Raw genomic sequence first — 21,539 nt, 5'->3', positions numbered from 1 at the left:
ACCGAATGAAACGGCTTCGGATACTCTTGACCATTTTCGTAACTTTGTGGACAGGAGTTGCCGCTGCCGCATGCAGATCGGACCGTGTCACGCTCAGAAATGACAGTGCGACGGTGCAATTTAACGTGGAAGTCGCCGTTACTCCGCAAGAGCGATCCCGCGGTTTGATGTTTCGCGAATCGTTGCCGGCTCGATCCGGTATGCTGTTCGTCTTTGATCCGCCGCAGCCCGTTGCGTTCTGGATGAAGAACACCCTGATCCCGCTCGATATGGTATTTCTGGATCGCACCGGTTTGGTGACGCGTGTGCATGAAGAGGCGATTCCGGGTGATCTTACGCCGATTGAAGGGGGCGATTCCGTATTTGCGGTGCTGGAAATCAATGCAGGATTGTCCGCGCGCTACTCTATCGGGCCCGGGACACAGATGAAGCACGAAATTTTTTCGCAAGGACCTGCAATTTGGCCCTGTTAGGGCTTTTCAAATCAGATCGGCGTCGTTAGGAAGGCGCACGGTCCGGGGCGTGGCGCAGTCTGGTAGCGCACCTGTTTTGGGTACAGGGGGTCGTAGGTTCGAATCCTGCCGCCCCGACCACTTCCATCAAGCTAATTCGGCGAGCCACCCATTGTCTGGTAGAGCTCGCTGATGGCTTGGTTCAGAACCTTGCTTTCAACCGGAACTTCAACTGCCGCACCGGATTTTTGCGGGACGCGGAAGAAAACACGCGCGTCCACGCGATACCCTGCGTTTGTTTTTGTTGACGTAAGGCGCATGACGCTTTGCGGCAGCTCCTGCGGATGGCCGTCATAGTTCAGAATCAGATAAGCTGTCGCCTTGGGGGGCAGGAACTCGCTGCATTCAAAGATTTGATTCCCGGTTTTCCTGAAAGACTCGCCAGGGCCCGAGCAGCTGGTTTCAAACGTGTCGAACAGTCGTTGAGGGAAGGAGTCGAACTGTGCGCTGCGTGACGGGATGGGCACATCCTGTGGTGCGCAGGCCACGATGCAGGCTGTGGCCGGGATAAAATGAAACAACTTCATTCGCTTGAGCTCCCTCGCTCGTGGGTAGACCGTTCGGCACATGGCGCGGGACAGTCCGCCCGGACAGCATTGATTCCGTTTCAGCGTAACCAGCATGTCGTTAGTTGATCAAATGCAGATAACTATGCTGGTAAAAACGGGAATTCATTTTGAGAGTTCAAAATATCGGCGGAAATACGCCGTGGATGAAGTTGTGGAGGAATCGCGACCTGCACGCAGAAGGCTTCACGCAACCATCAGGTCAACAAAAAAGATTTGGAAAATGACCGAAAAAGGGCGTTGACCTTCTATGGGAACATACGTCAAATTGTATGGGCCAACGAGATTGCCACAATATCTGGTGTATAATCCGGAAAAGGCAGCGGGCGAGGGTCGGAAAAGCACAATCGTTTTACGTGCGGTCGCATTTGCGGCTTTGCGCTGTTTCAGACAGCGAACAGTACCTTTTTGCGCGCGTCTCAGGGCGTTGTGGGCGACACCCTGCAACACAAGATTTGGTGTCGGGAATCGGAAATTGAGCTGTATTAACCAGGGCTGCGGACATGAAGATTGAAAGAAAATTCACCAAACCGGATCAGGACGCCTATGCGGAACTGAATTTTGTGTCTGCAACATCTGAAATCCGAAATCCGGACGGTACAATCGTTTTTCGTCTGGATGACATCGAAGTCCCCTCGAGCTGGTCGCAGGTCGCAAGTGATGTGATTGCGCAGAAATACTTCCGCAAGGCGGGGGTGCCCACCAAGCTTAAGAAAGTGAAAGAAAAAGACGTTCCTGAATTCCTGTGGCGATCGGTTCCCGCGGACGGCGCAGAGTTCGAAGGAGAAACATCCTCCAAGCAAGTGTTCGACCGTCTGGCCGGTGCCTGGGCCTATTGGGGCTGGAAGGGCGGCTATTTCTCGACCGAGGAAGACGCGCGCGCCTATTTCGACGAGATGCGATATATGCTGGCAACCCAGCGCGCGGCGCCGAATTCGCCGCAGTGGTTCAACACGGGCCTGCACTGGGCGTATGGAATCGATGGCCCGGCGCAGGGGCACCACTATGTCGATTACAAGACCGGCAAGCTGACCAAGTCGAAATCGGCCTATGAGCATCCTCAGCCGCACGCGTGCTTCATCCAGTCAGTCGATGATGATCTGGTGAATGAAGGCGGCATCATGGATCTGTGGGTGCGCGAGGCGCGCCTGTTCAAATACGGGAGCGGAACAGGCACCAACTTCAGCCATCTGCGGGCCGAAGGCGAGGCACTGTCGGGTGGTGGCAAATCCTCGGGCCTTATGGGCTTTCTCAAGATCGGCGACCGCGCCGCTGGCGCGATCAAATCAGGCGGGACAACCCGTCGGGCAGCAAAGATGGTGATCGTCGATGCAGATCACCCGGACATCGAGCAATTCATCGAATGGAAGGTGATTGAAGAACAGAAGGTGGCCTCGATCGTTGCCGGATCGAAGATGCACGAGAAGATGCTGAACGGCATTTTCGAGGCCATCCGGTCTTGGGATGGATCTGCCGATGACGCCTATGATCCGAACAAGAACGACGCGCTGAAAAAGGCGGTTCGTGAAGCGAAAAAGGTCGCAATCCCGGAAACTTACATCAAGCGTGTCTTGGATTATGCCAAGCAGGGCCACGACAGCATCGAGTTCCCAACCTACGACACAGACTGGGATTCGGAAGCTTACAGCTCGGTTTCGGGTCAGAACTCGAACAACTCCATCCGTGTGACCAACGCGTTCTTGACCGCCGTTGAAAAAGACGCCGATTGGGAGTTGATCAACCGCACCGATGGTAAGGTTGCCCGCACCGTCAAGGCGCGTGATCTTTGGGAAAAGGTCGGCCACGCCGCGTGGGCTTGCGCCGATCCGGGCATCCAGTTCCACGATACCGTCAATGAATGGCACACATGCCCCGAAGATGGTGAGATCCGCGGCTCGAACCCGTGCTCGGAATACATGTTCCTGGATGACACGGCCTGTAACCTGGCCTCGATGAACCTGCTGACCTTCCTGAAGGATGGTGAGTTCCAGGCGGCGGACTACATGCATGCCTCACGCCTGTGGACACTGACGCTGGAAATCTCGGTGACAATGGCGCAGTTCCCGTCGAAGGAAATCGCGCAACTGTCCTATGACTTTCGCACGCTGGGTCTGGGTTATGCCAATATCGGCGGTCTGCTGATGAACATGGGCTATAGCTACGACTCGGACGAAGGCCGGGCGATCTGCGGTGCGCTGACCGCGATCATGACCGGCGTGGCCTATGCGACATCGGCTGAAATTGCCGGAGAGCTTGGCCCGTTCAAAGGCTATGAGCGCAACGCCGAGCATATGCTGCGTGTCATCCGCAACCACCGCCGCGCGGCGCAGGGTGTGACGGAAGGCTACGAGAAACTGGCCGTCAAACCGGTGCCGCTGGATCACGGCAACTGCCCGGACAAGCGCCTGGTCGATCTGGCCATGTCCGCCTGGGACGAGGCGCTGAGCCTTGGTGAGAAGAACGGTTATCGCAACGCGCAAGCCACCGTGATCGCGCCCACCGGCACCATCGGTCTGGTGATGGATTGCGACACCACCGGGATCGAGCCTGATTTTGCGCTGGTGAAGTTCAAGAAGCTGGCCGGTGGCGGGTATTTCAAGATCATCAACCGCTCGGTGCCATCGGCGCTGGAAAAGCTGGGCTATTCCTCGTCGCAGATCGAAGAGATCGTATCCTACGCAGTTGGTCACGGCACCATCGGCAATGCGCCGGGGATCAACCACACCTCGCTGACCGGTCATGGCTTTGGCCCGAATGAACTGGCCAAGGTGGACGCCGCGCTGGAAAGCGCGTTCGACATCCGGTTTGTCTTCAACCAGTGGACACTGGGCGAGGATTTCTGCACCGGTGTTCTGGGCATCCCGGCGACCAAGCTGAATGATCCGACCTTCGATCTGCTGCGCCATCTGGGCTTTACCAGGGCGGATATCGACGCGGCCAACGACCATGTCTGCGGAACCATGACGCTGGAAGGTGCGCCGCATCTGAAGGAAGAGCATTATTCGATCTTCGACTGCGCCAACCCGTGCGGGAAAAAAGGCAAGCGTTTCCTTGGAGTTGAAAGCCATATCACCATGATGGCGGCGGCACAGAGCTTCATCTCGGGTGCGATCTCGAAGACGATTAACATGCCGAATGACGCGACCATCGAGGATTGCCAGAAAGCCTATGAACTCAGCTGGTCGCTGGGTGTGAAGGCCAACGCGCTCTATCGTGACGGTTCGAAACTGTCTCAACCGCTGGCGGCAGCACTGGTCGAGGATGACGATGAGGCGGCAGAGGTGCTGGAGAGCGGCTCGGCGCAGGAAAAGGCTGTCGTTCTGGCCGAAAAGGTGGTCGAGAAGGTTGTGGTCAAAGAGGTCATCCGCAGCCATCGTGAGAAACTGCCGCATCGCCGCAAGGGCTATACCCAGAAGGCAATCGTTGGTGGCCACAAGGTCTATCTGCGCACCGGTGAGTTCGAAGACGGCCAGCTGGGCGAGATTTTCATCGACATGCACAAGGAAGGCGCTGGCTTCCGTGCGATGATGAACAACTTTGCCATCGCCGTGTCGGTCGGTCTGCAATACGGCGTGCCGCTGGAAGAATTCGTGGACGCCTTCACCTTCACCAAGTTCGAACCCGCGGGGATGGTGCAGGGCAACGACTCGATCAAGAACGCAACGTCGATCCTGGATTACATCTTCCGCGAACTGGCCGTGTCCTATCTGGACCGCACCGATCTGGCCCACGTGAAACCCGAAGGCGCAACCTTTGACGATTTGGGTCGGGGCGAGGACGAGGGTGTCTCGAATGTATCGGAAATCAGCGATACAGCCGCGTCCAAGTCGTTGGAAGTGCTGAAACAAATCAGCTCCACCGGCTATCTGCGCAAGCGCTTGCCGCAAGATCTGGCTGTGTTCAACGCGGGTCAGGTCGAGGTGAACGGTATGGCTGAACCAGCGGCTTCCTTCGAAGCACCGGCAGCCGAAACGGCGGTGGCCACCGGAATGGACGCCCGCACAAAGGCCAAGATGCAGGGGTACGAGGGCGATCCCTGCGGCGAATGCGGAAACTACACGCTGGTGCGCAACGGCACCTGCATGAAATGCAACACCTGTGGCGCGACAAGCGGGTGTAGCTGAGTTTAGCGCCCCGGCAACCCGGGGTGCAGGGGTCGGATGGCTGCCACAGGTACCGACCCCGACGAATACGGAGCAAGGCACTGAGACTTACCGTTGATGCCTTGGTCCACTCGGCCGACATGCCCGTGTTGGCCGGAAACAGGGTGGGGCGGAATATTTGCTCCCTCCCACTCTTTCACGGAACGGGTGCGCTCGTTCCATGCGACGTCCAGGCCGCAGGCAAAAAAAACACCGGGCGGTCAACGAAATGAGCCTGGATGGCGAAACTGACAGGGGGCTTCGGCCCCCTTTCTTTTTTGCGACTGGTTGCTCGGATAAGCGCGGTCTTGCCGGATCGGACCATGCCTGTCGGGCAAGTTCTGCCGAAACGGGTCTGGCAAGGTTTTGCCCGGCGGTGTGTCGCAACACCGACTCGGGCAAACACGCAAAGATTGGCGCGATTTCCCGGAAATCACGTAAAACGGGTGACGCCTGCGGCTGTTCCGGTGTTTCTGGGGCCTGTCCGGACGAAGACATAATCAACTTATCCAGGAGGCACGAAAATGAAACCGCAGTACTTGATTGGGATTTCCATTGCTGCACTGACCTTGCCGGGAGTGCTCTCGGCGCAGTCCTCAACCGACGCCAATGGCGATGGCGTTCTGACCATCGAAGAAATTCAGGCCGTGTTGCCCGACGTTGACGCCGATACATTTTCGGCGATGGACGCAAATGGCGACGGGGCGCTGGATGCTGATGAAGTGGCCGTTGCACAAGAGGCAGGTTTGCTTCCACCCAGCAACGGGTAGACAAGAAAGGGCGGCCCGACACTCATCGGGCCGCTTTTTCAGATGCTATAACGGCAAGTGAATGTTGAATTTTTCCCGAATCTCAGCATCCAGAAGCGGGTCGAACCGGGCCGCCGACGGGGTGGACAGGATCTCATTCTTTCGGGCCACTGCCTTTTCAACCAGATCCGGCTTGCCAAGCTCCACCCATTCCTTGGGGGAAGAGCGGTCACCAAAGGTCGGATAGACATAGTCGGCCTGCATCCGGCTGAGGGTCGCATCGGTGCCCAGATAATGACCGGGGCCGCCCATGCATACGGATGCGATCTGATCCAACGCCAGGGTTTCATCGGTCACTTCGATCCCGCGCACACAGCGCTGCGCCTGACCGATCAGGTCGTCGCTGAGGATGAGACTTTCAAAGCAGAATCCCAGCAGCGAGGCGTGCATGCCAGCGGCTTCATATACCATGTTCAGACCGGACAGCCCGGCCATCACGTTCGAGCACATCTGTTCCCACCCGGCCTGCATGTCGGGCAGCTTCGAATCTGATGCGCCTGCTGCCGCGCCCCCCGGCAAGTCGTAGAAACGGTGCATCTGGGCGCAGCCTGCCGTCAGCAGGGCTTGTTCGCCGGAACCGATGGACATTGCGCCGGTCCGTAGATCAAGACCAAAGGGCCAGGTGCCGAAAACTGCGGGCGCGCCGGGACTTACGGCGTTTACATAAACCAATCCCGCAAGGCATTCCGCCGTGGCCTGGGCGATTGCTCCGGCGATGGTTGATGGCGCGGTGGCGCCGGCCATTCCGGCTGACAGCAACAGAACCGGCATTCCGGCCTTGATGCATTCCTCCATCACTTCGCAGCTTTCAGTGGCGAATTTCATCGGTGGGACGACGAAGCAGTTCGAGTTCGACACAAATGGTCGCTCGCGATATTTATCTTCGCCGCCCGCGATCATATAGATCATCTCCATCGCAGGGGCGACGTGGCTGGGTTCCGTGAAGGATGTGCCGACGTGTTTGAATGTTCCTGAACAGCTGGCGTAGATCGTGTTCAGGTCCATTTCCAGGTTGTCCGTGATGTCGCGACAGACCATGGGGCGCTGAACAAAGTGAATATTGTCAAGCTGTTGGCAGATACGTGCGGCATCGTGCAAATCCTGAACGGTTGAATCGCGATACTCGCGACCATGCACGTCGACCATTGAAACGGCTGCACCAGCCGTGCCGTAATGTACTTTTGTACCTGTCAGGTCCAGATCGGTTTTCCCGTCACGGCTGTACAAAGTGACATTGCGGTTCGCCTTTGCGATCGTGTCTTCGACAAGCGCACGGGGAAAGCGGACGCGGCCATCGTCGCCCAATGCGCAGCCTGCACCAACCAGATAGTCGATCCCGCTTTGCGGCGCGTCCGCCAGACCAATTGTTTCCAATGCGGTCAGGGCGGCCTCGTGGATACGTTCGATCTGTGCTTGGGTCAGGACATTCAGGACACCGCCTTCCATACCGGGGCGCACGGGGCGCAGATGTTCAGGCAATGCGGTTGCACGGGCAGCGCGACGCGCAGCGCGACCGCCGCTGCGCGATGTGTTGCGGGATTGGTCGTTCATTTCTATTTCCGATCTGTGAGAGATGTTTGGGGAACTGGCAAATGGCCGCTTACGGCCGTCCTCTCGCTGCACGTCCCCGGTCCGCACCAATGGTGCGGCTGATCAGGCTGATTTTCCAGTCGTGGTCAGTCATTCCGCCTCTCAACGTTTGGCGCAACAATTCCAAAACACGGCGACGCAATCTGTTCTGTTTGCGACCTCAACGGAATTTACTTCAGCAAATATCTGCCCAACAAACCTCTGACGGAATTCTGAGGCAGATTTTCTCCCTCGAGGACAGAAATCTGTTATACTGCATTCACTTACTCTTGAGCTTTGCGTGCAAGGAATTGAACTCTGACAAAAGCGATCCCAGTTGAATTGTAAGTTAACACATGATCTGAAGCCCGAGTGAAATCGCGTTGAAACAGACTTTTGAACTTTTTTCTGTCCTGATTGTCGTGGCTCTGACGGCCAACGCCAGCCCGGTTTTGGCAGAGGATTGGACAGGGGGGTACGTTGGGCTCAGCTTTGGGTATGGCGATGCGGATGGACCGGGTGGATCAAGCGGGGACGACACCGCCTTTGGTGCGCATGTAGGCTATGATCGGGATTTCGGGGCTTTCGTTCTGGGCGGTGAACTTGAATACAACCGCCTTTCCCTGAACCTCAGCCAGTCTCAGGGCAGTCTGGACAGCATGACCCGATTGAAACTGCGTGGCGGGTACGATTTCGGCAGCGCGCTGGGGTATGTCGTCGTTGGCGCGGCACGGGCCGAAACATCCGTCGACAGCGATACCGCCGCTGTTTACGGGATAGGCATCGCTTATCCGATTGGCGACAATTTTGTCATAAGTGGCGAGGCGTTGCGGCAAGATTTCGATGATGTTACCCGATCCACCGGTGGTTTGGATTCCAACGTCTTCAACCTGCGCACAACGTTCCGTTTCTGACAACGGGCTTATTCAGCTGCGTGCTTCCTCGCAAGTTGCGACGCGAGTTCGCACAGCGTTTTCAGCGCATCCGCAAAACGTTCATCCGCCACGGTCATGGCCACCCGTATGTGCCCGGCAGCGGCCTTGCCGAAGCTTTCGCCGGGCATGACGGCAATCTTGTGTGCGTCCAGCAGCGCGTTGGCAAACGCGTCCCCCGACATCCCGGTCGCGCGGATATCCAGCATCAGATACATGGCGCCCTGCGCGGGGACGAGGCCGACGATGTTTTGCGAGGCTAGAATATCCATGGCCAAGGATCGGCGGCGGCGGAACGGAGCGGCGATTTTTTCTTCAAGTTCAACACCCGCGGTCAGCGCAAAACTCGACGCGTCCTGCACGAACCCGGGAACGCCGTAGGTGGTGTGGGTCGCCAGATTGATCAGATGGGCGATGACCTCCTCGGGGCCGACGACCCATCCACACCGAGACCCCGTCATGGCGTGGGACTTGGACATGGATCCAACCACAAGCGTTCGCTCTGCCATGTCGGGCAGCGCACGCGGAGAAAGATGTTCACCGTCCCAGACCTGCGTGTCGTATACCTCATCCGAGATCAGCCAAAGATCGCGTCGCTTGCACACGTCAGCGACCGCCTCGAGCGATTGACGGGAATAGACCACGCCGGTCGGATTGTTCGGCGTGTTGATCAACAGCGAAACCGCGCTTTCAGCAGCGGCATCGATCCGCTCGGCCTGGGGCTGGAAAGCGTCGTCAGCGGCGGTTTGAACTGCGCGGGCGACGGCGCCAACACCCCGAATCGTGCCGGGGTAGGTGGCGTAGTACGGGTCGAGATACAATCCGACATCACCGGGATCGCAAACGGCCATATGTGCCGCGAACAGGGCGGCTTGCCCGCCGGGGGTGATCAGAACATTGTTCCGAGAGGTCGGAACGCCAGTGCGGGTCTGAACCCGCGCGGCGACCGTGTCGCGCAGCAGGTCCGTGCCGGGTACCATCGCGTAACCTGTATGGCCGTTGCGGGTCGACAGCTCCATCGCCCGAAGAATCGAAGGGTCGGTTCGGGTGTCATGTTCACCGATCGTCAATTCGGTTACGGCTTGTCCTTCGCTCAACATCCGGCGGGCGCGATAGAACACGTCCCAGCCATCGCTGCCGCCGCCGGTGATCTGCGTGATGCGTTCAGACAATCTCATGAAATCGCCTCTGGTTGCTTTGCGCTGAATGGGGCAGAGCAGTGGCCGTTTGTCAATCAGCTTCGCGGCGCCAGCGTTGCCTGAAGCTTTTTTGTCAGCGATGGGCGCACGAGGTCATAGGAGGCCGTCAAACGATGGCGCAGCTCCTCGGTCTCGGCATCAAACGGCAGGCGGACCCAGCTGCGGTGAAAATAGGGGGCTTTCACCGCGATACCGGCATCAATCAGCATCTGAGCCGTTTCCACGTCGGGCGTTTTGACGGAAACACCGTCATTTGCAATTCCGATACAGGCAAACATCTTGCCGCCAACTTTCCACGCGTCATGACCGCCGCCCCATGGGTCTGACAGTTCTGCACCGGGAAATTCCTTGCAGATGGAATTGATGACGTCTCGGTCCATGACGGGCACTCTGCCGGACCGGGTGATCAAACTCAACGCTTGGCTTGGCGGGAATCCCGTGCTAACCGAGGGGCATGAACCCGGTGACCTGCATCATTATCTGCTGCATTACCTGCTGATTTATCAAGCGGGCCGGTTTCTTTCGTTTTCATCCCTGAGACAAGTTGCTAAGCCCGCGCCAACGCGCAAGCCTTTGCTGTTTTCTAGGAGCCCGACCGATGACGACGATCAAGCTGCACAACACGCGGACGCGGACGAAGGAAGATTTCGTACCGATCGACCCTGACAACGTGCGGATGTATGTCTGTGGTCCGACGGTCTATGACCGCGCCCATCTGGGCAATGCCCGCCCGGTGGTCGTGTTCGACGTTCTTTATCGTCTGTTGCGCCACGTCTATGGCGCAGAGCACGTGACCTATGTGCGCAATTTCACCGACGTGGACGACAAGATCAACGCCACCGCGCTGGCCCGCAAACAGGCGGGCGCGGAAGGCACGCTGGAGCAATTGGTGCAGCAACGGTCGGATGAAACCATCGGCTGGTACCTGCATGATATGGGCGCTTTGGGCACGTTGGAGCCGAACGAGATGCCGCGTGCGACCCAGTTCATCGCACAGATGATTGCGATGATCGAAGACCTGATCGCCAAGGGCCATGCCTATGCCGCCGAAGGTCATGTTCTGTTTGCGGTGGATAGCTGGAAAGAAAGCTATGGCAAGCTATCGGGGCGCTCGGTGGATGACATGATCGCCGGCGCGCGGGTCGAGGTGGCGCCCTACAAGAAGAACCCGATGGATTTCGTTCTGTGGAAACCCTCGACCGATGAACTGCCGGGCTGGGACAGCCCATGGGGGCGGGGACGTCCGGGCTGGCACATCGAATGCTCGGCCATGAGCTATGAGTTGCTGGGTGAGAGTTTTGATATCCATGGTGGCGGCAACGACCTGATGTTCCCGCACCACGAGAATGAGATTGCCCAGAGCTGCTGCGCGCACCCGGAAGGTGAGTTCGCTCGATACTGGTTGCACAATGAGATGCTGCAGGTCGAAGGTAAGAAAATGTCCAAATCTCTGGGCAATTTCTTCACAGTGCACGATCTGTTGGAGCAAGGCGTGCCGGGTGAAGTGATCCGGTTTGTCTTTTTGCAGACGCATTACCGCAAGCCGATGGATTGGACTGAAAAAAAGGCCCGTGAAGCGGAGCGAACCTTGCGCAAATTCTACGCGCAGGCCGCGCAAGGGGTTGGTTATGGCGAGCCGCATCCTCAAGTCGTTAACTTTTTGGCCGATGACCTGAACACAGCCGGTGCCATCGCCGAACTCCACCAGTTATCCATCGCTGACGATGTCGTGGGGTTGCGGCATTCGCTGCAATTTTTGGGATTGTTGGGCAACGATGTCCCGTCGTGGGCTCAGACGCCGCAGGTCGATCTGTCGGCCCATGCAGATCGCTTGGCAAAGGCGCGCGTATCTGCAATGGAAAACAAGGATTTCTCGGAGGTCGATCGCCTCAAGGCGGCGTATGTTGCGGCGGGGCTTGAGGTGCGAATGAGCAAGGAAGGTGTTGAACTGGTGCCGGGCGCCGGTTTTGATGCTGCCAAGCTGGAGGAGGTCTGATGACCAAAGAACGCCTCTACCTCTACGACACGACCCTGCGTGACGGGCAGCAGACGCAGGGCGTGCAGTTTTCAACCGCTGAAAAAGTGCAGATCGCACAGGCGCTGGACGCATTGGGGGTGGATTACATCGAAGGCGGTTGGCCCGGTGCCAACCCCACCGACAGCGCGTTTTTCGAGGCGGCGCCAAAGACCGCGGCCCGGTTGACGGCCTTTGGCATGACCAAGCGGGCAGGGCGCTCGGCCGAGAATGACGATGTGCTGGCTGCGGTGATGAATGCGGGTACGCAGGCCGTTTGTCTGGTTGGCAAGTCACATGATTATCACGTGACCCATGCGCTTGGCATTTCGCTTGAAGAGAACACGGAAAACGTTCGTGCTTCGGTCGCGCATATCGTGGCGCAAGGGCGCGAGGCGTTGTTCGATGCCGAACATTTCTTTGACGGGTACAAGGACAACCCTGAATACGCGACACAAGTTTGCCGGGCCGCGCTGGAGGCGGGCGCGCGATGGGTTGTGCTGTGTGACACCAACGGCGGCGGGTTGCCGTCCGAGGTCGGGCGGATCGTGTCCGAAGTGATCGCGGCCGGCCTGCCGGGTGAACGGTTGGGTATTCACACCCATAACGATACCGAGAACGCAGTGGCCTGTTCTCTGGCGGCGGTCGAAGCAGGTGCGCGGCAAATTCAGGGAACGCTGAATGGTCTGGGGGAACGCTGCGGCAACGCAAACCTGACGGCGCTGATCCCGACATTGCTGCTGAAAGAACCCTACGCCTCGCAGTTCGAAACCGGCGTCAGCCTTGATGCGCTGGCCAGGCTGACCCGCATCAGCCGCATGTTGGACGATGTCCTGAACCGCGTTCCCAGCAAGCAGGCGGCGTATGTGGGCGCGTCGGCTTTTGCGCATAAGGCGGGGTTGCACGCCAGCGCGATCCTGAAGGACCCGTCGACTTACGAACATGTGGACCCTGCGAGCATAGGCAATGAACGTATCATTCCGATGTCGAACCAGGCGGGTCAGTCGAACCTGCGCAAACGCCTGACCGAGGCGGGGCTGAGCGTCAAAGCCGGTGATCCCGCATTGGGCCGCATCCTTGAGCGGATCAAGGATCGTGAAGCGGTTGGGTATTCCTACGACACCGCGCAGGCCAGTTTCGAACTGTTGGCGCGGGATGAACTGGGGCAACTGCCTGAGTTCTTCGAGGTCAAACGCTACAAGGTCACTGTTGAGCGTCGGAAGAACAAATACAACAAGATGGTCAGCCTGTCCGAGGCTGTCGTCGTGGTCAAAGTGGACGGTGAAAAGAAACTGTCGGTCAGCGAGTCCATGGACGACTCCGGAAACGACAGGGGGCCTGTGAACGCGCTGGCCAAGGCGCTGGCGAAGGATTTGGGACAATACTCGCAGGTTTTGTCAGACATGCGCCTTGTCGATTTCAAGGTCCGTATCACCCAGGGCGGGACCGAAGCGGTGACCCGCGTCATCATCGACAGCGAAGACGGTCAGGGGCGGCGTTGGTCGACGGTGGGTGTTAGTGCGAACATAGTTGATGCGTCCTTTGAGGCGCTGCTGGATGCGATCCAGTGGAAACTGGTCCGTGATTGCGATCCGCAAAAGGCAGCGGCCGAGTGAGCGGGACCTTCGACGATGATGTCAAAGCCTGCGCCGCGCTGGTACAGCGTGCGGATCCTGATCGGTTCCGCGCGACGATGGCTGCTCCGGTCGCGGCCCGCGTGGTTTTGTTTCCGATCTATGCGTTGAATGTCGAAGTCGCCCGCGCGCCATGGGTGACGCAAGAGGCCATGATTGCCGAAATGCGGCTGCAATGGTGGCGCGACGCGTTGCAGGAGATTGCAGAAGGGGCCGCGGTGCGGCGGCACGAGGTGGTGACGCCTTTGTCGCGGGTCCTGTCGTCGCATCTGGCAGGCGTTCTGGATGAATTTGTTGCCGTAAGACGTTGGGATATATACCGGGATCCGTTCGAGGATCAGGAACATTTTGACGCCTATATCAACCACAGTTCCGGATCTCTTTTCGTCGCCTCGGCGCAGGCGCTGGGTGCGGCGGATGAAAGCGTGTTGCGCGATTTCGGGTACGGAGTCGGTGTGGCAAATTGGTTCCGCGCCATTCCCGAACTGGAAAAGCGGGGTCGCGTACCTTTGCTTAATGGGTCGACGGGTGGCGTTCAGCAACTGGCCCAATCCGCTTTGGACCGATTGCGCAAGGCGCGATCAAACCGGGCCGACATCGCACCTGAGGCGCGTCCCGCGCTGTATGCAGGTTGGTTGGCGGAACGGGTGCTTAAGCAGGCCATCGCCCAACCCAAGCGGGTGGCGGCTGGAGCGCTGGAACCAGGCGAAATGCGTCAGCGACTGTCCCTGATGTGGACCGTCGGCAGCGGGCGCTGGTGATCAGACCCTTTCGGGGTCGGCCGGGCGCAAAACCAGCCACAGCAATGCGCCACCTGCCAGTGTCAGCAAGGGGATCATGGCAAGGTTGACGGCGTTCCACCCCTCGATCGCGGATCCGCCCGAGCAGTTCATCAACCCGCCCGAGGCCAGCGATGCCAATGTCACACCGCCAAACACCAGCAGGTCGTTGAGGCCCTGCATCCGCCCGCGTTCATGCGGTTCATGCGACGCGGCCAGCATCGTGGTCGCGCCGATGAATCCGAAATTCCAACCAATGCCCAGAAGAACAAGAGCGACAAAAAAGTTACCCAATTCAACGCCTTGCAGCGCAACCACCCCTGATGCAGCAAGTATGGCCAAACCCAGAGCGACGATCTTCTCAACGCCAAACCGGGCAATCAGGTGCCCGGTGAAGAAGCTGGGGACATACATTGCCAGCACGTGACTGGTCACGATATCCGCTGCGTCATTGGCGGAAAATCCACATCCGACAACGGCAAGCGGCGTCGAGGTCATCACCAGATTCATCAACGCATAAGACACCATGGCACAGATGATCGCGACGGCGATGCGGGGTGTTTTCAACAACTCGATCCGTGACCGCCCCTTGGGTTCATCGGCCGCAGGTTTCGCAGGCGTCGGAATGTCGAGAAAGAAGAACAGCGCCGAGCCCAGAACGTTGATCCCGATTACGGCCATATATGTTCCCAAAAAAGGGATGACGTAAGCTTCAGACGTAAGTTTCACGATCTGAGGCCCGATGATGGCGGCCGCCAGCCCACCGGCCATCACGTATGAAATCGCTTTTGGGCGGTAGTCGTTTGACGCGGTGTCTGCTGCCGCAAAGCGATAGAACCCGTGTGCGCTCATGTAGATGCCGGTCAGCAGGCTGCCGACAAGAAAAATGGGGAACGAGCCCAGAAACAGGCCATAGGCCCCGATCAGCCCGCCCAGTGCACCGGCGGTTGCCCCGACAAGGAACCCCACGCGACGGCCCCATTTTTGCATGATGGCCGAGATCGGCGTGGCTGCCAGCATCGATCCCAGAACGATCAGGGATATCGGCAGCGTCGCCAGGCAAGGGTTCGAGGCCAGCGATTGACCTGCAAGCCCGCCAACGATGAACATCATCGGCATCTGCGCACCCAGGATGGCTTGGGCAGCCACCAGCACGGCCACATTGCGTTTGGCCTGCCGGTCGTCCGGAAGGGTTGAAATCATGGTCATGGGCGAATGGTTATCGGCTAAGTGTTTGCGGCACAAGCGGGTTGCATCTGCGTCACATGCGCCTAACCTGCCCGAAATAACAGAGCAGGGAGGCCGCATGCCCGCAGGCCGCATCATCGAAACATCGGACTGTGTGGCGGAAGGGGCCGAATGGCTGACCCAAACCTGTCCGCGGATGGCGTATGCGATGGATCAGACCGGCCCCTTGCCGCTGCGCCGCCGCCCCGATGGGTTTGCGCAATTATTGAGTGCAATCGTCAGTCAGCAAGTCAGCGTGGCTTCGGCCAATGCGATCTGGAAACGGCTTCAGGATGCCCGCTTGACCGGTCCGCGCAAGATCCTGTGGGCAACGGATGACGATCTGCGGGCAGTTGGGTTGAGCCGACAGAAGATCCGTTATGCACGCGCTCTGGCCGAGGCACGTATCGACTATAAGGCACTGCGCGATGCAACTGACGCAGATGTCGTCGCTACTTTGACGCAAGTTCCGGGTATCGGTGTCTGGACAGCCGAAATCTATGCGATGTTCTCACTGGGTCGCGCAGATGTCATCGCACCCGGTGATCTCGCCCTGCAAGAGGCGGCGCGCATCCTCTATGACTTGCCTGAACGTCCAACGGACAAGGAATTGCGCAAAATGGCCGAGGCCTGGTCGCCCTGGCGTTCGGTTGCGGCACGGGTGCTGTGGGCCTATTACCGGGTTGCAAAACAAAGAGAAGGGATCAGATGACACGGGTTTTGAATGCGCTCCGGAAAGAGCCTGTTTCGGGCGACACGCGCTCGGTCGTGGTGTTCGTGCATGGCTATGGCGCAAACGGTGCCGATCTGCTGGGATTGGCCGATCCGCTGGGTGAACACCTGCCTGACACGTTGTTCGTGGCCCCCGACGCGCCCGAGCAGATCCCCGGAATGCCCAACGGGTATCAGTGGTTTCCGATTCCGTGGATCGATGGATCTTCCGAAGAAGAAGCCCGCCGGGGCATGGAAATGGCTGTCGAGGACTTCAACGCCTTTCTGGACGCGCTGATGGTGGACGAAGATGTTCTGCCCGAACAGGTTGTGTTGTTTGGCTTCAGCCAGGGCACCATGATGAGCTTGCACGTTGCGCCGCGGCGGGAAGATCCCGTGGCCGGGATCGTAGCCTTTTCAGGCCGTTTGCTGGAACCCGATTTGCTGGTGGATGAAACCGTCAGCCGGATGCCTGTCTTGCTGGTGCATGGCGACGCTGACGACGTTGTTCCGCCTCAATCCCTGCCGGAAGCGGCCGAAGCCTTGCAAGCTGCGGGTTTCAAAGAGGTCTATGCCCATGTCATGAAAGGCACCGGGCACGGTATCGCCCCGGATGGGCTGAGCGTTGCGCTGGCTTTCATGCGCGACAAGCTGAGCCTTTAGTGTTTAGAATCTGATCTGCGGAGCGCCCATGCGTTCCGCACCGGATCAAGTCCAAAGATGCGCTTCGGCGAACTCGACCGAGTTTCCGGCCGGGTCGCGCACATACAGGGATCGCACGCCGCCGGGCCAGTCAAACTCGGCATCTACTGGAATATTCCAATCCAGAAGGTGTTTGCGCATCACTGCGATTTCCTCTCGTGACAGCACAAGACACACATGTCCGGGGCCGCGCGCGCCGTGGGGCGGAACCGGCATGCCGGGGTCGAGCGGCGGTTGTTCGGTCTGGTCGGGATTGAAAATCAGCAGGACCGATCCGCCGATGCGATAGAAAACATGGCGGTCAGCGACGCGTTGGATGCGTTCGAGCCCAAGAACTTCGCCGTAAAACTGTTCTGCCGCGTCCAGATCATCAACATAGAGCGCGGCTTCCAGAATGGCCGAAGGGGCCGGGATGTCAGGCGTTTTCTTCATGACCCCAGTTTAGCAGATCGGGGCAGGGTCTGTCACCGGCGCGGGCGACGGTCGCGCTTGCGTTGGGGGGCCGCGCTCAGTGTCGGCATTGGCAGACTGTCCCAGTGCCCGGGCTCAAGATCATCCAGGGTCCAGTCTCCGATGCGGTACCGGATCAGGCGCAGCGTCGGCAGGCCCACGGCAGCAGTCATCCGACGCACCTGTCGATTTTTGCCCTCACGTATGGTCAGTTCAAGCCAGCTGTCCGGTACCGTCTTGCGTTCACGGATCGGCGGGGTGCGCGGCCAAAGCATTTCGGGCTCGTCGATCTGGCGGGCCTTGGCAGGGCGGGTCAGACCATCCTTCAATTCGACCCCGTTGCGGAGCGTTTTCAGGGCCGCCTCGTCGGGGGTGCCTTCAACTTGAACCCAATAGGTTTTGGCCATCTTGTGCTTTGGGTCAGAGATCTGGGATTGCAACTTTCCATGATCTGTCAGCAGCATCAAACCTTCGCTGTCACGGTCCAGCCTGCCCGCCGGATAGACGCCGGGAAGATCGATGAAATCGGACAGCGTGCTGCGTGGGCCGTCCGTATTGGCGCGGTCCGTGAACTGCGGCAGAACATCATAAGGTTTGTTGAAGCGAATGAACCAGGACATGACCTGCGCATAGCCTGAAGGTCACCCCCGGTGCAAGCTGTGGATAACTGTCACGTGCCTGTTACGGATTCGCGTTACCCCGTCTGCGACATATTGTGGAAAATCAGGGCTTGTCAGAGTTTTAACACGATATATAGTTATAAAAAGACCGGGGCGGGTGCTCCCCGCTCTGGTGTCACAAACGGGCAGCTGAGAGCGAGGAGCGATTCTGTGATGGACGGAGACTTCAGAACCGAATTTGTAAGGGAGCCGGGTGCGCTCAAACAACACCCGGCCCTGGTTTTGAACGCCGATTATCGCCCCTTGTCCTATTACCCGCTGTCACTGTGGCCCTGGCAAGAAGCGATCAAGGCGGCCTGGCTGGATCGGGTCGATATCGTGGCTGAATATGACGAGGTCGTCCGCAGCCCGAGCACCGAGATCCGAATACCCTCGGTCGTTGTTTTGAAAGACTATGTAAAACCCAGAAAGCGCGTGGCCTTCACGCGCTTTAATTTATTTTTGCGGGATGAATTCCGCTGCCAGTACTGTGGCAGCCGGGACAACCTGACCTTCGATCATGTGGTGCCTCGGGCCGCCGGTGGTGTGACCAGTTGGCAGAACGTGGTGGCCGCGTGCAGCCCGTGCAATCTGCGCAAGGGGTCAAAGTCGCTGCGCCAGGCTCGGATGACCTTGCGCAAGCCGCCACGTCAGCCCGATGCCGAAGCGTTGCGCAATATCGGACGGAAATTCCCACCGAACCACCTGCATGAAAGCTGGATCGATTTCCTGTACTGGGATGCAGAGCTGGACGAGTTCTAAGCCGCGCGGGATTTCCATGCGGCCAGCCAGATCAGCACCAGCATGGCAGAAGCAATGGCGTTCCAGCCAGCCATCGAGATACCGAACATCTCCCAGGGGATATCATCGCATCGCACCAAAGGCGCGGACATGATTTGATCGAACAGATCGTCAGCGGACAGACCGCTGATGCTGCCGGATGTGCAGCTGCTTGGGCCTTCCCACCAGCCTTGTTCAACGCCGGCGTGAAATACGCCCACCGCCGAAGTCGTCGCGGCCGCCGCGGCGCCCAGCAAGGGAAGAAAGGTCAGCCTTGGCAATGCCAGCGCCACGGCGCCAATCGCGATTGCCACCGCATGAGGATAGCGCTGCCAGATGCACATCTTGCACGGCGCAAGCCCGCCGAGATGCTGAAAGCCAAAAGCGGCCAGAAGAAGCGCCAGTGATCCAAGACTTGCCACTGCGACAAGTTGCGAACGTCTCGTCATAAGTATTTCACCACCAGGAATCCGCCAAACAGGAGGATGATGAACAAAGTGAACATTAGCCCCAGGCGCTTTTCGATGAAGTCGCGGATCGGCTCACCGAATCCCCAGAGCAGGCCTGCCACCAGAAAGAACCTCAACGCGCGGGCCAGAATCGAGGTCGCGATAAAGGTTCCAAGCGGCATGCCGGTCCAGCCGGACATAATGGTGATGACCTTGTAGGGGAAGGGGGTCACACCAGCGGCCAGAACGGCCCAGAACCCGAAGTCGTTGAACCGGGTATTGAATTCTTCCATGGCATGGGCTTTCCCCATGGATTCCAGAATGGGCTGCCCGATGCTTTCATAGAAAAACGCACCAATCGCATAGCCCAGCATGCCCCCCAGAACCGATGCCACCAGTGCCACGGTTGCGATCAGCCATGCCCGGGACGGGCGGGCCAGAATCATCGGAATCATCAGCACATCTGGGGGAATCGGGAAGAACGAACTTTCGATGAAAGCCACGATGGCCAGCGCCCACAGCGCGTGAGGGTGTTCGGCCAGACGAATGGTCCAGTCATAAAGCGATCGTAACATAAAGCACTCAAATCCCGTTTTCGGTCTGAAACCCAGCCAAACCATGCGCCCGATGGACCGTCAACAGCCGAGGGCGAAACAAATGGAATATTGGATGGTTTTTGCCTCTGGACCTTCGCTTGGATGGGCGCTAATCCAGTGTTCGTGGCCCAAGTGGCGGAATGGTAGACGCAGGGGATTCAAAATCCCCCGCCTTCACGGGCGTGAGAGTTCGAGTCTCTCCTTGGGCACCACAGTTCCGACAAACTCAGAACAACGTCCGTCCCAAGGGCGGGGCGCCGTTATCAAGGTGATGATCCGCAAACTTGATCTGCATCTCTTGTTTGTGGTCCTCCGTAACGAGCCACCAGTGCCACAACGTTCTTGGCCTGCATTAGCAGACAGGTGATCAGGTCCCCGCAAGGATGGATCGTGAACCGAGTTGGTATTGAAGTGCCTTTGTCAGATTCGTCGAAACGTACAACCGTGACTTGCCCTGCCTCCTTATCCGAAACGCGGTTCGCTCTGTTTCGCGGTGATTAGCGCCGGGAATGAGGTCTCGTTTTGGATTTGGAGTGACCGCATGAACCCGGACGGCTCGCTGTGAACTGATGGGGAAAGTTCGGGATTTATGCTCATATATGCGAATTGGCGCAGGTCTGACCGGCGCCGGCCTTGACATTGCGAGTATCTGAATGAAACCTCGAAAGGGTTGGGAGAAATTGGGAAATTCAAAGATTTGGAGCCGTTGCGATGCGGGCCGGTTTGTATTATCGGCACGCTTCCCTGAGCAGGTGATCAAACTTGATTTCCAACTGCCAGACAAAAAAAGTGGGAGTTAACAGATGAAAAACAGCAGCAAACTGAGCGTCGGCGCCTTCGTCACCGCAGCCCTTCTGGCTCCGGCGGCCTATGCCGAAGAGTTCATTACGATCGGTACCGGTGGTGTCACCGGCGTTTACTATCCGACCGGCGGCGCGATCTGTCGTCTGGTCAACAAAGGCCGGAAAGAGCACGGCGTGCGCTGCTCGGTCGAATCGACCGGTGGTTCAGTTTACAACATCAACACCATCCGCGAAGGCGAGCTGGAGTTTGGTGTGGCCCAGTCCGACTGGCAGTACCACGCCTATAACGGCACCTCAAAATTCGAAGAAGCCGGCCCGTTCGAAGGTCTGCGCGCCGTGTTCTCGGTGCACCCCGAACCCTTCACCGTGGTGGCTCGCGCCGATTCCGGCATCACCAACTTTGAAGACCTGAAGGGCAAGCGCGTCAACATCGGCAACCCCGGTTCCGGTCAGCGCGGCACCATGGAAGTCCTGCTGGGCGAAATGGGCTGGACCACAGACGATTTCGAACTGGCGACCGAGCTGAAAGCGGCTGAACAGTCGGCGGCCCTGTGCGACAACCAGATCGACGCAATGGTTTACACTGTTGGCCACCCCTCGGGTTCGATTCAGGAAGCCACCACCGCATGTGACTCGGTTCTGGTGAACGTCAGCGGTGAGGCCGTGGACAAGCTGGTCAACGAAAACTCGTTCTACCGCAAGGCAACCATTCCCGGTGGCATGTACCGTGGGTCTGACGAAGACACCTCGACCTTTGGTGTGGGCGCGACCTTCGTGACCTCGGCCGATGTATCGGAAGATGCGGTTTACGCGGTCGTCAGCTCGGTCTTTGAAAACTTCGATGACTTCAAAAAGCTGCACCCGGCGTTTGCGAACCTGAAGCCCGAAGAGATGATTGCGGATGGCCTGTCGGCTCCGCTGCATCCGGGTGCCGAGAAGTACTACAAAGAAAAAGGCTGGATTCAGTAAACCAGACCTGACGCAGGGTGCCCAAGGGCGCCCTGCA

20 protein-coding genes and 2 tRNA genes are annotated in these 21,539 nt (G+C 58.4%); 13 read left to right on the top strand and 9 right to left on the bottom strand.

From position 1 onward, the window contains the following. The first annotated feature begins 5 nt into the window (after positions 1–5). Entirely contained in the window at positions 6–473 is a 468-nt protein-coding gene (locus ACR0FB_RS01815) for a DUF192 domain-containing protein (RefSeq protein ID WP_171632240.1), read from the top strand. 43 nt (positions 474–516) lie between these two features. After that, a tRNA-Pro gene (locus ACR0FB_RS01810) sits at positions 517–593 on the top strand. 11 nt (positions 594–604) lie between these two features. On the opposite strand, the gene ACR0FB_RS01805 is transcribed toward ACR0FB_RS01810, so the two are convergent. Continuing rightward, complete coding sequence (locus ACR0FB_RS01805) at positions 605–1,039, bottom strand: hypothetical protein (RefSeq protein ID WP_209833022.1); 435 nt, start codon at positions 1,037–1,039, stop codon at positions 605–607. 542 nt (positions 1,040–1,581) lie between these two features. On the opposite strand from ACR0FB_RS01805, the gene ACR0FB_RS01800 reads away from it, so the two are divergent. Together ACR0FB_RS01800 and ACR0FB_RS01795 are read left to right on the top strand one after the other, a co-directional pair. Continuing rightward, the gene (locus ACR0FB_RS01800; RefSeq protein WP_480619464.1) at positions 1,582–5,202 is read left to right on the top strand and encodes a vitamin B12-dependent ribonucleotide reductase; all 3,621 of its coding nucleotides are present in this window, start codon (positions 1,582–1,584) and stop codon (positions 5,200–5,202) included. 542 nt (positions 5,203–5,744) lie between these two features. After that, positions 5,745–5,990, top strand: a complete 246-nt coding sequence (locus tag ACR0FB_RS01795) for an EF-hand domain-containing protein (protein ID WP_117868858.1) — start codon at positions 5,745–5,747, stop codon at positions 5,988–5,990. Between the two features lie 45 nt (positions 5,991–6,035). On the opposite strand, the gene ACR0FB_RS01790 is transcribed toward ACR0FB_RS01795, so the two are convergent. Continuing rightward, positions 6,036–7,580: a trimethylamine methyltransferase family protein gene (locus tag ACR0FB_RS01790; RefSeq protein ID WP_209833026.1), complete on the bottom strand. Its 1,545-nt coding sequence runs from the start codon at positions 7,578–7,580 to the stop codon at positions 6,036–6,038. A 401-nt stretch (positions 7,581–7,981) separates the two neighbouring features. Here ACR0FB_RS01790 and ACR0FB_RS01785 point away from each other — a divergent pair, with 401 nt between their 5' ends. Next, positions 7,982–8,512, top strand: a complete 531-nt coding sequence (locus ACR0FB_RS01785) for an outer membrane protein (protein ID WP_245217972.1) — start codon at positions 7,982–7,984, stop codon at positions 8,510–8,512. A gap of 8 nt (positions 8,513–8,520) precedes the next feature. Here ACR0FB_RS01785 and ACR0FB_RS01780 read toward each other — a convergent pair whose 3' ends face one another. Together ACR0FB_RS01780 and ACR0FB_RS01775 are read right to left on the bottom strand one after the other, a co-directional pair. Continuing rightward, positions 8,521–9,708 carry a pyridoxal phosphate-dependent aminotransferase gene (locus ACR0FB_RS01780; protein ID WP_480619462.1) on the bottom strand — a complete coding sequence of 396 codons (1,188 nt, stop codon included), beginning with the start codon at positions 9,706–9,708 and terminating at the stop codon, positions 8,521–8,523. 56 nt (positions 9,709–9,764) lie between these two features. Next, positions 9,765–10,109 (bottom strand): MmcQ/YjbR family DNA-binding protein, encoded by a 345-nt coding sequence (locus tag ACR0FB_RS01775; protein WP_480619460.1) that lies wholly within the window; start codon positions 10,107–10,109, stop codon positions 9,765–9,767. A 218-nt stretch (positions 10,110–10,327) separates the two neighbouring features. On the opposite strand from ACR0FB_RS01775, the gene cysS reads away from it, so the two are divergent. The 3 genes from cysS to ACR0FB_RS01760 are packed head-to-tail and all read left to right on the top strand — an operon-like array spanning position 10,328 to position 14,138. Further along, positions 10,328–11,725 (top strand): cysteine--tRNA ligase, encoded by a 1,398-nt coding sequence (cysS, locus tag ACR0FB_RS01770; RefSeq protein ID WP_480619458.1) that lies wholly within the window; start codon positions 10,328–10,330, stop codon positions 11,723–11,725. Continuing rightward, positions 11,725–13,359: a citramalate synthase gene (cimA, locus tag ACR0FB_RS01765; RefSeq protein ID WP_480619456.1), complete on the top strand. Its 1,635-nt coding sequence runs from the start codon at positions 11,725–11,727 to the stop codon at positions 13,357–13,359. Before cysS ends, cimA begins: the two co-directional genes overlap by 1 nt. Then, positions 13,356–14,138 carry a squalene/phytoene synthase family protein gene (locus ACR0FB_RS01760; RefSeq protein ID WP_480619454.1) on the top strand — a complete coding sequence of 261 codons (783 nt, stop codon included), beginning with the start codon at positions 13,356–13,358 and terminating at the stop codon, positions 14,136–14,138. Before cimA ends, ACR0FB_RS01760 begins: the two co-directional genes overlap by 4 nt. On the opposite strand, the gene ACR0FB_RS01755 is transcribed toward ACR0FB_RS01760, so the two are convergent. Next, positions 14,139–15,365: an MFS transporter gene (locus tag ACR0FB_RS01755; RefSeq protein WP_171632265.1), complete on the bottom strand. Its 1,227-nt coding sequence runs from the start codon at positions 15,363–15,365 to the stop codon at positions 14,139–14,141. 97 nt (positions 15,366–15,462) lie between these two features. Here ACR0FB_RS01755 and ACR0FB_RS01750 point away from each other — a divergent pair, with 97 nt between their 5' ends. Both ACR0FB_RS01750 and ACR0FB_RS01745 read left to right on the top strand, forming a co-directional pair. Continuing rightward, complete coding sequence (locus ACR0FB_RS01750) at positions 15,463–16,095, top strand: DNA-3-methyladenine glycosylase family protein (protein ID WP_480619453.1); 633 nt, start codon at positions 15,463–15,465, stop codon at positions 16,093–16,095. After that, positions 16,092–16,757 carry an alpha/beta hydrolase gene (locus tag ACR0FB_RS01745; RefSeq protein ID WP_152458076.1) on the top strand — a complete coding sequence of 222 codons (666 nt, stop codon included), beginning with the start codon at positions 16,092–16,094 and terminating at the stop codon, positions 16,755–16,757. Before ACR0FB_RS01750 ends, ACR0FB_RS01745 begins: the two co-directional genes overlap by 4 nt. A 45-nt stretch (positions 16,758–16,802) precedes the next feature. On the opposite strand, the gene ACR0FB_RS01740 is transcribed toward ACR0FB_RS01745, so the two are convergent. After that, a complete protein-coding gene (locus tag ACR0FB_RS01740) occupies positions 16,803–17,228 on the bottom strand; it encodes a VOC family protein (protein WP_171632270.1) in 426 nt (141 codons plus the stop codon). Positions 17,229–17,260: 32 nt separating this feature from the next. Then, positions 17,261–17,866 carry an rRNA large subunit pseudouridine synthase E gene (locus ACR0FB_RS01735; protein WP_171632272.1) on the bottom strand — a complete coding sequence of 202 codons (606 nt, stop codon included), beginning with the start codon at positions 17,864–17,866 and terminating at the stop codon, positions 17,261–17,263. A 213-nt stretch (positions 17,867–18,079) separates the two neighbouring features. Here ACR0FB_RS01735 and ACR0FB_RS01730 point away from each other — a divergent pair, with 213 nt between their 5' ends. Next, positions 18,080–18,667, top strand: coding sequence for an HNH endonuclease (locus ACR0FB_RS01730; RefSeq protein WP_152458073.1), 588 nt, complete (start codon positions 18,080–18,082; stop codon positions 18,665–18,667). Here the strand turns inward: ACR0FB_RS01730 and ACR0FB_RS01725 are convergent. Together ACR0FB_RS01725 and ACR0FB_RS01720 are read right to left on the bottom strand one after the other, a co-directional pair. After that, on the bottom strand, positions 18,664–19,134 hold the full coding sequence (locus tag ACR0FB_RS01725; RefSeq protein WP_171723218.1) for a disulfide bond formation protein B: 471 nt from the start codon (positions 19,132–19,134) through the stop codon (positions 18,664–18,666). The genes ACR0FB_RS01730 and ACR0FB_RS01725 overlap by 4 nt on opposite strands. Beyond that, positions 19,131–19,709, bottom strand: a complete 579-nt coding sequence (locus ACR0FB_RS01720; protein WP_152458071.1) for a YqaA family protein — start codon at positions 19,707–19,709, stop codon at positions 19,131–19,133. Before ACR0FB_RS01720 ends, ACR0FB_RS01725 begins: the two co-directional genes overlap by 4 nt. A gap of 147 nt (positions 19,710–19,856) precedes the next feature. Between ACR0FB_RS01720 and ACR0FB_RS01715 the strand changes: the two genes are divergently transcribed. Then, positions 19,857–19,942: transfer RNA gene (locus ACR0FB_RS01715), tRNA-Leu, on the top strand. A 591-nt stretch (positions 19,943–20,533) separates the two neighbouring features. Then, positions 20,534–21,502 (top strand): TAXI family TRAP transporter solute-binding subunit, encoded by a 969-nt coding sequence (locus tag ACR0FB_RS01710; RefSeq protein WP_152458069.1) that lies wholly within the window; start codon positions 20,534–20,536, stop codon positions 21,500–21,502. The last annotated feature ends 37 nt before the right edge of the window (positions 21,503–21,539 follow it).

It is taken from the genome of Ruegeria sp. P10 (assembly GCF_056534925.1).
The sequence above is the reverse complement of the archived record's forward strand: the minus strand, read 5'-3'. Positions and strand labels throughout refer to the sequence as shown.

Excerpts from the sequence above, each read along its gene's own strand:
- ACR0FB_RS01775 (WP_480619460.1), bottom strand. The coding sequence starts at position 10,109 with ATGGACCGAGACGTCATCAATTCCATCTGCAAGGAATTTCCCGGTGCA.
- ACR0FB_RS01790 (WP_209833026.1), bottom strand. The coding sequence starts at position 7,580 with ATGAACGACCAATCCCGCAACACATCGCGCAGCGGCGGTCGCGCTGCG.
- ACR0FB_RS01805 (WP_209833022.1), bottom strand. The coding sequence starts at position 1,039 with ATGAAGTTGTTTCATTTTATCCCGGCCACAGCCTGCATCGTGGCCTGC.
- cysS (WP_480619458.1), top strand. The coding sequence starts at position 10,328 with ATGACGACGATCAAGCTGCACAACACGCGGACGCGGACGAAGGAAGAT.
- ACR0FB_RS01720 (WP_152458071.1), bottom strand. The coding sequence starts at position 19,709 with ATGTTACGATCGCTTTATGACTGGACCATTCGTCTGGCCGAACACCCT.
- ACR0FB_RS01725 (WP_171723218.1), bottom strand. The coding sequence starts at position 19,134 with ATGACGAGACGTTCGCAACTTGTCGCAGTGGCAAGTCTTGGATCACTG.
- ACR0FB_RS01750 (WP_480619453.1), top strand. The coding sequence starts at position 15,463 with ATGCCCGCAGGCCGCATCATCGAAACATCGGACTGTGTGGCGGAAGGG.
- ACR0FB_RS01710 (WP_152458069.1), top strand. The coding sequence starts at position 20,534 with ATGAAAAACAGCAGCAAACTGAGCGTCGGCGCCTTCGTCACCGCAGCC.
- ACR0FB_RS01745 (WP_152458076.1), top strand. The coding sequence starts at position 16,092 with ATGACACGGGTTTTGAATGCGCTCCGGAAAGAGCCTGTTTCGGGCGAC.
- ACR0FB_RS01815 (WP_171632240.1), top strand. The coding sequence starts at position 6 with ATGAAACGGCTTCGGATACTCTTGACCATTTTCGTAACTTTGTGGACA.
- ACR0FB_RS01755 (WP_171632265.1), bottom strand. The coding sequence starts at position 15,365 with ATGACCATGATTTCAACCCTTCCGGACGACCGGCAGGCCAAACGCAAT.
- ACR0FB_RS01800 (WP_480619464.1), top strand. The coding sequence starts at position 1,582 with ATGAAGATTGAAAGAAAATTCACCAAACCGGATCAGGACGCCTATGCG.
- ACR0FB_RS01740 (WP_171632270.1), bottom strand. The coding sequence starts at position 17,228 with ATGAAGAAAACGCCTGACATCCCGGCCCCTTCGGCCATTCTGGAAGCC.
- ACR0FB_RS01730 (WP_152458073.1), top strand. The coding sequence starts at position 18,080 with ATGGACGGAGACTTCAGAACCGAATTTGTAAGGGAGCCGGGTGCGCTC.
- ACR0FB_RS01735 (WP_171632272.1), bottom strand. The coding sequence starts at position 17,866 with ATGTCCTGGTTCATTCGCTTCAACAAACCTTATGATGTTCTGCCGCAG.
- ACR0FB_RS01780 (WP_480619462.1), bottom strand. The coding sequence starts at position 9,708 with ATGAGATTGTCTGAACGCATCACGCAGATCACCGGCGGCGGCAGCGAT.
- ACR0FB_RS01795 (WP_117868858.1), top strand. The coding sequence starts at position 5,745 with ATGAAACCGCAGTACTTGATTGGGATTTCCATTGCTGCACTGACCTTG.
- cimA (WP_480619456.1), top strand. The coding sequence starts at position 11,725 with ATGACCAAAGAACGCCTCTACCTCTACGACACGACCCTGCGTGACGGG.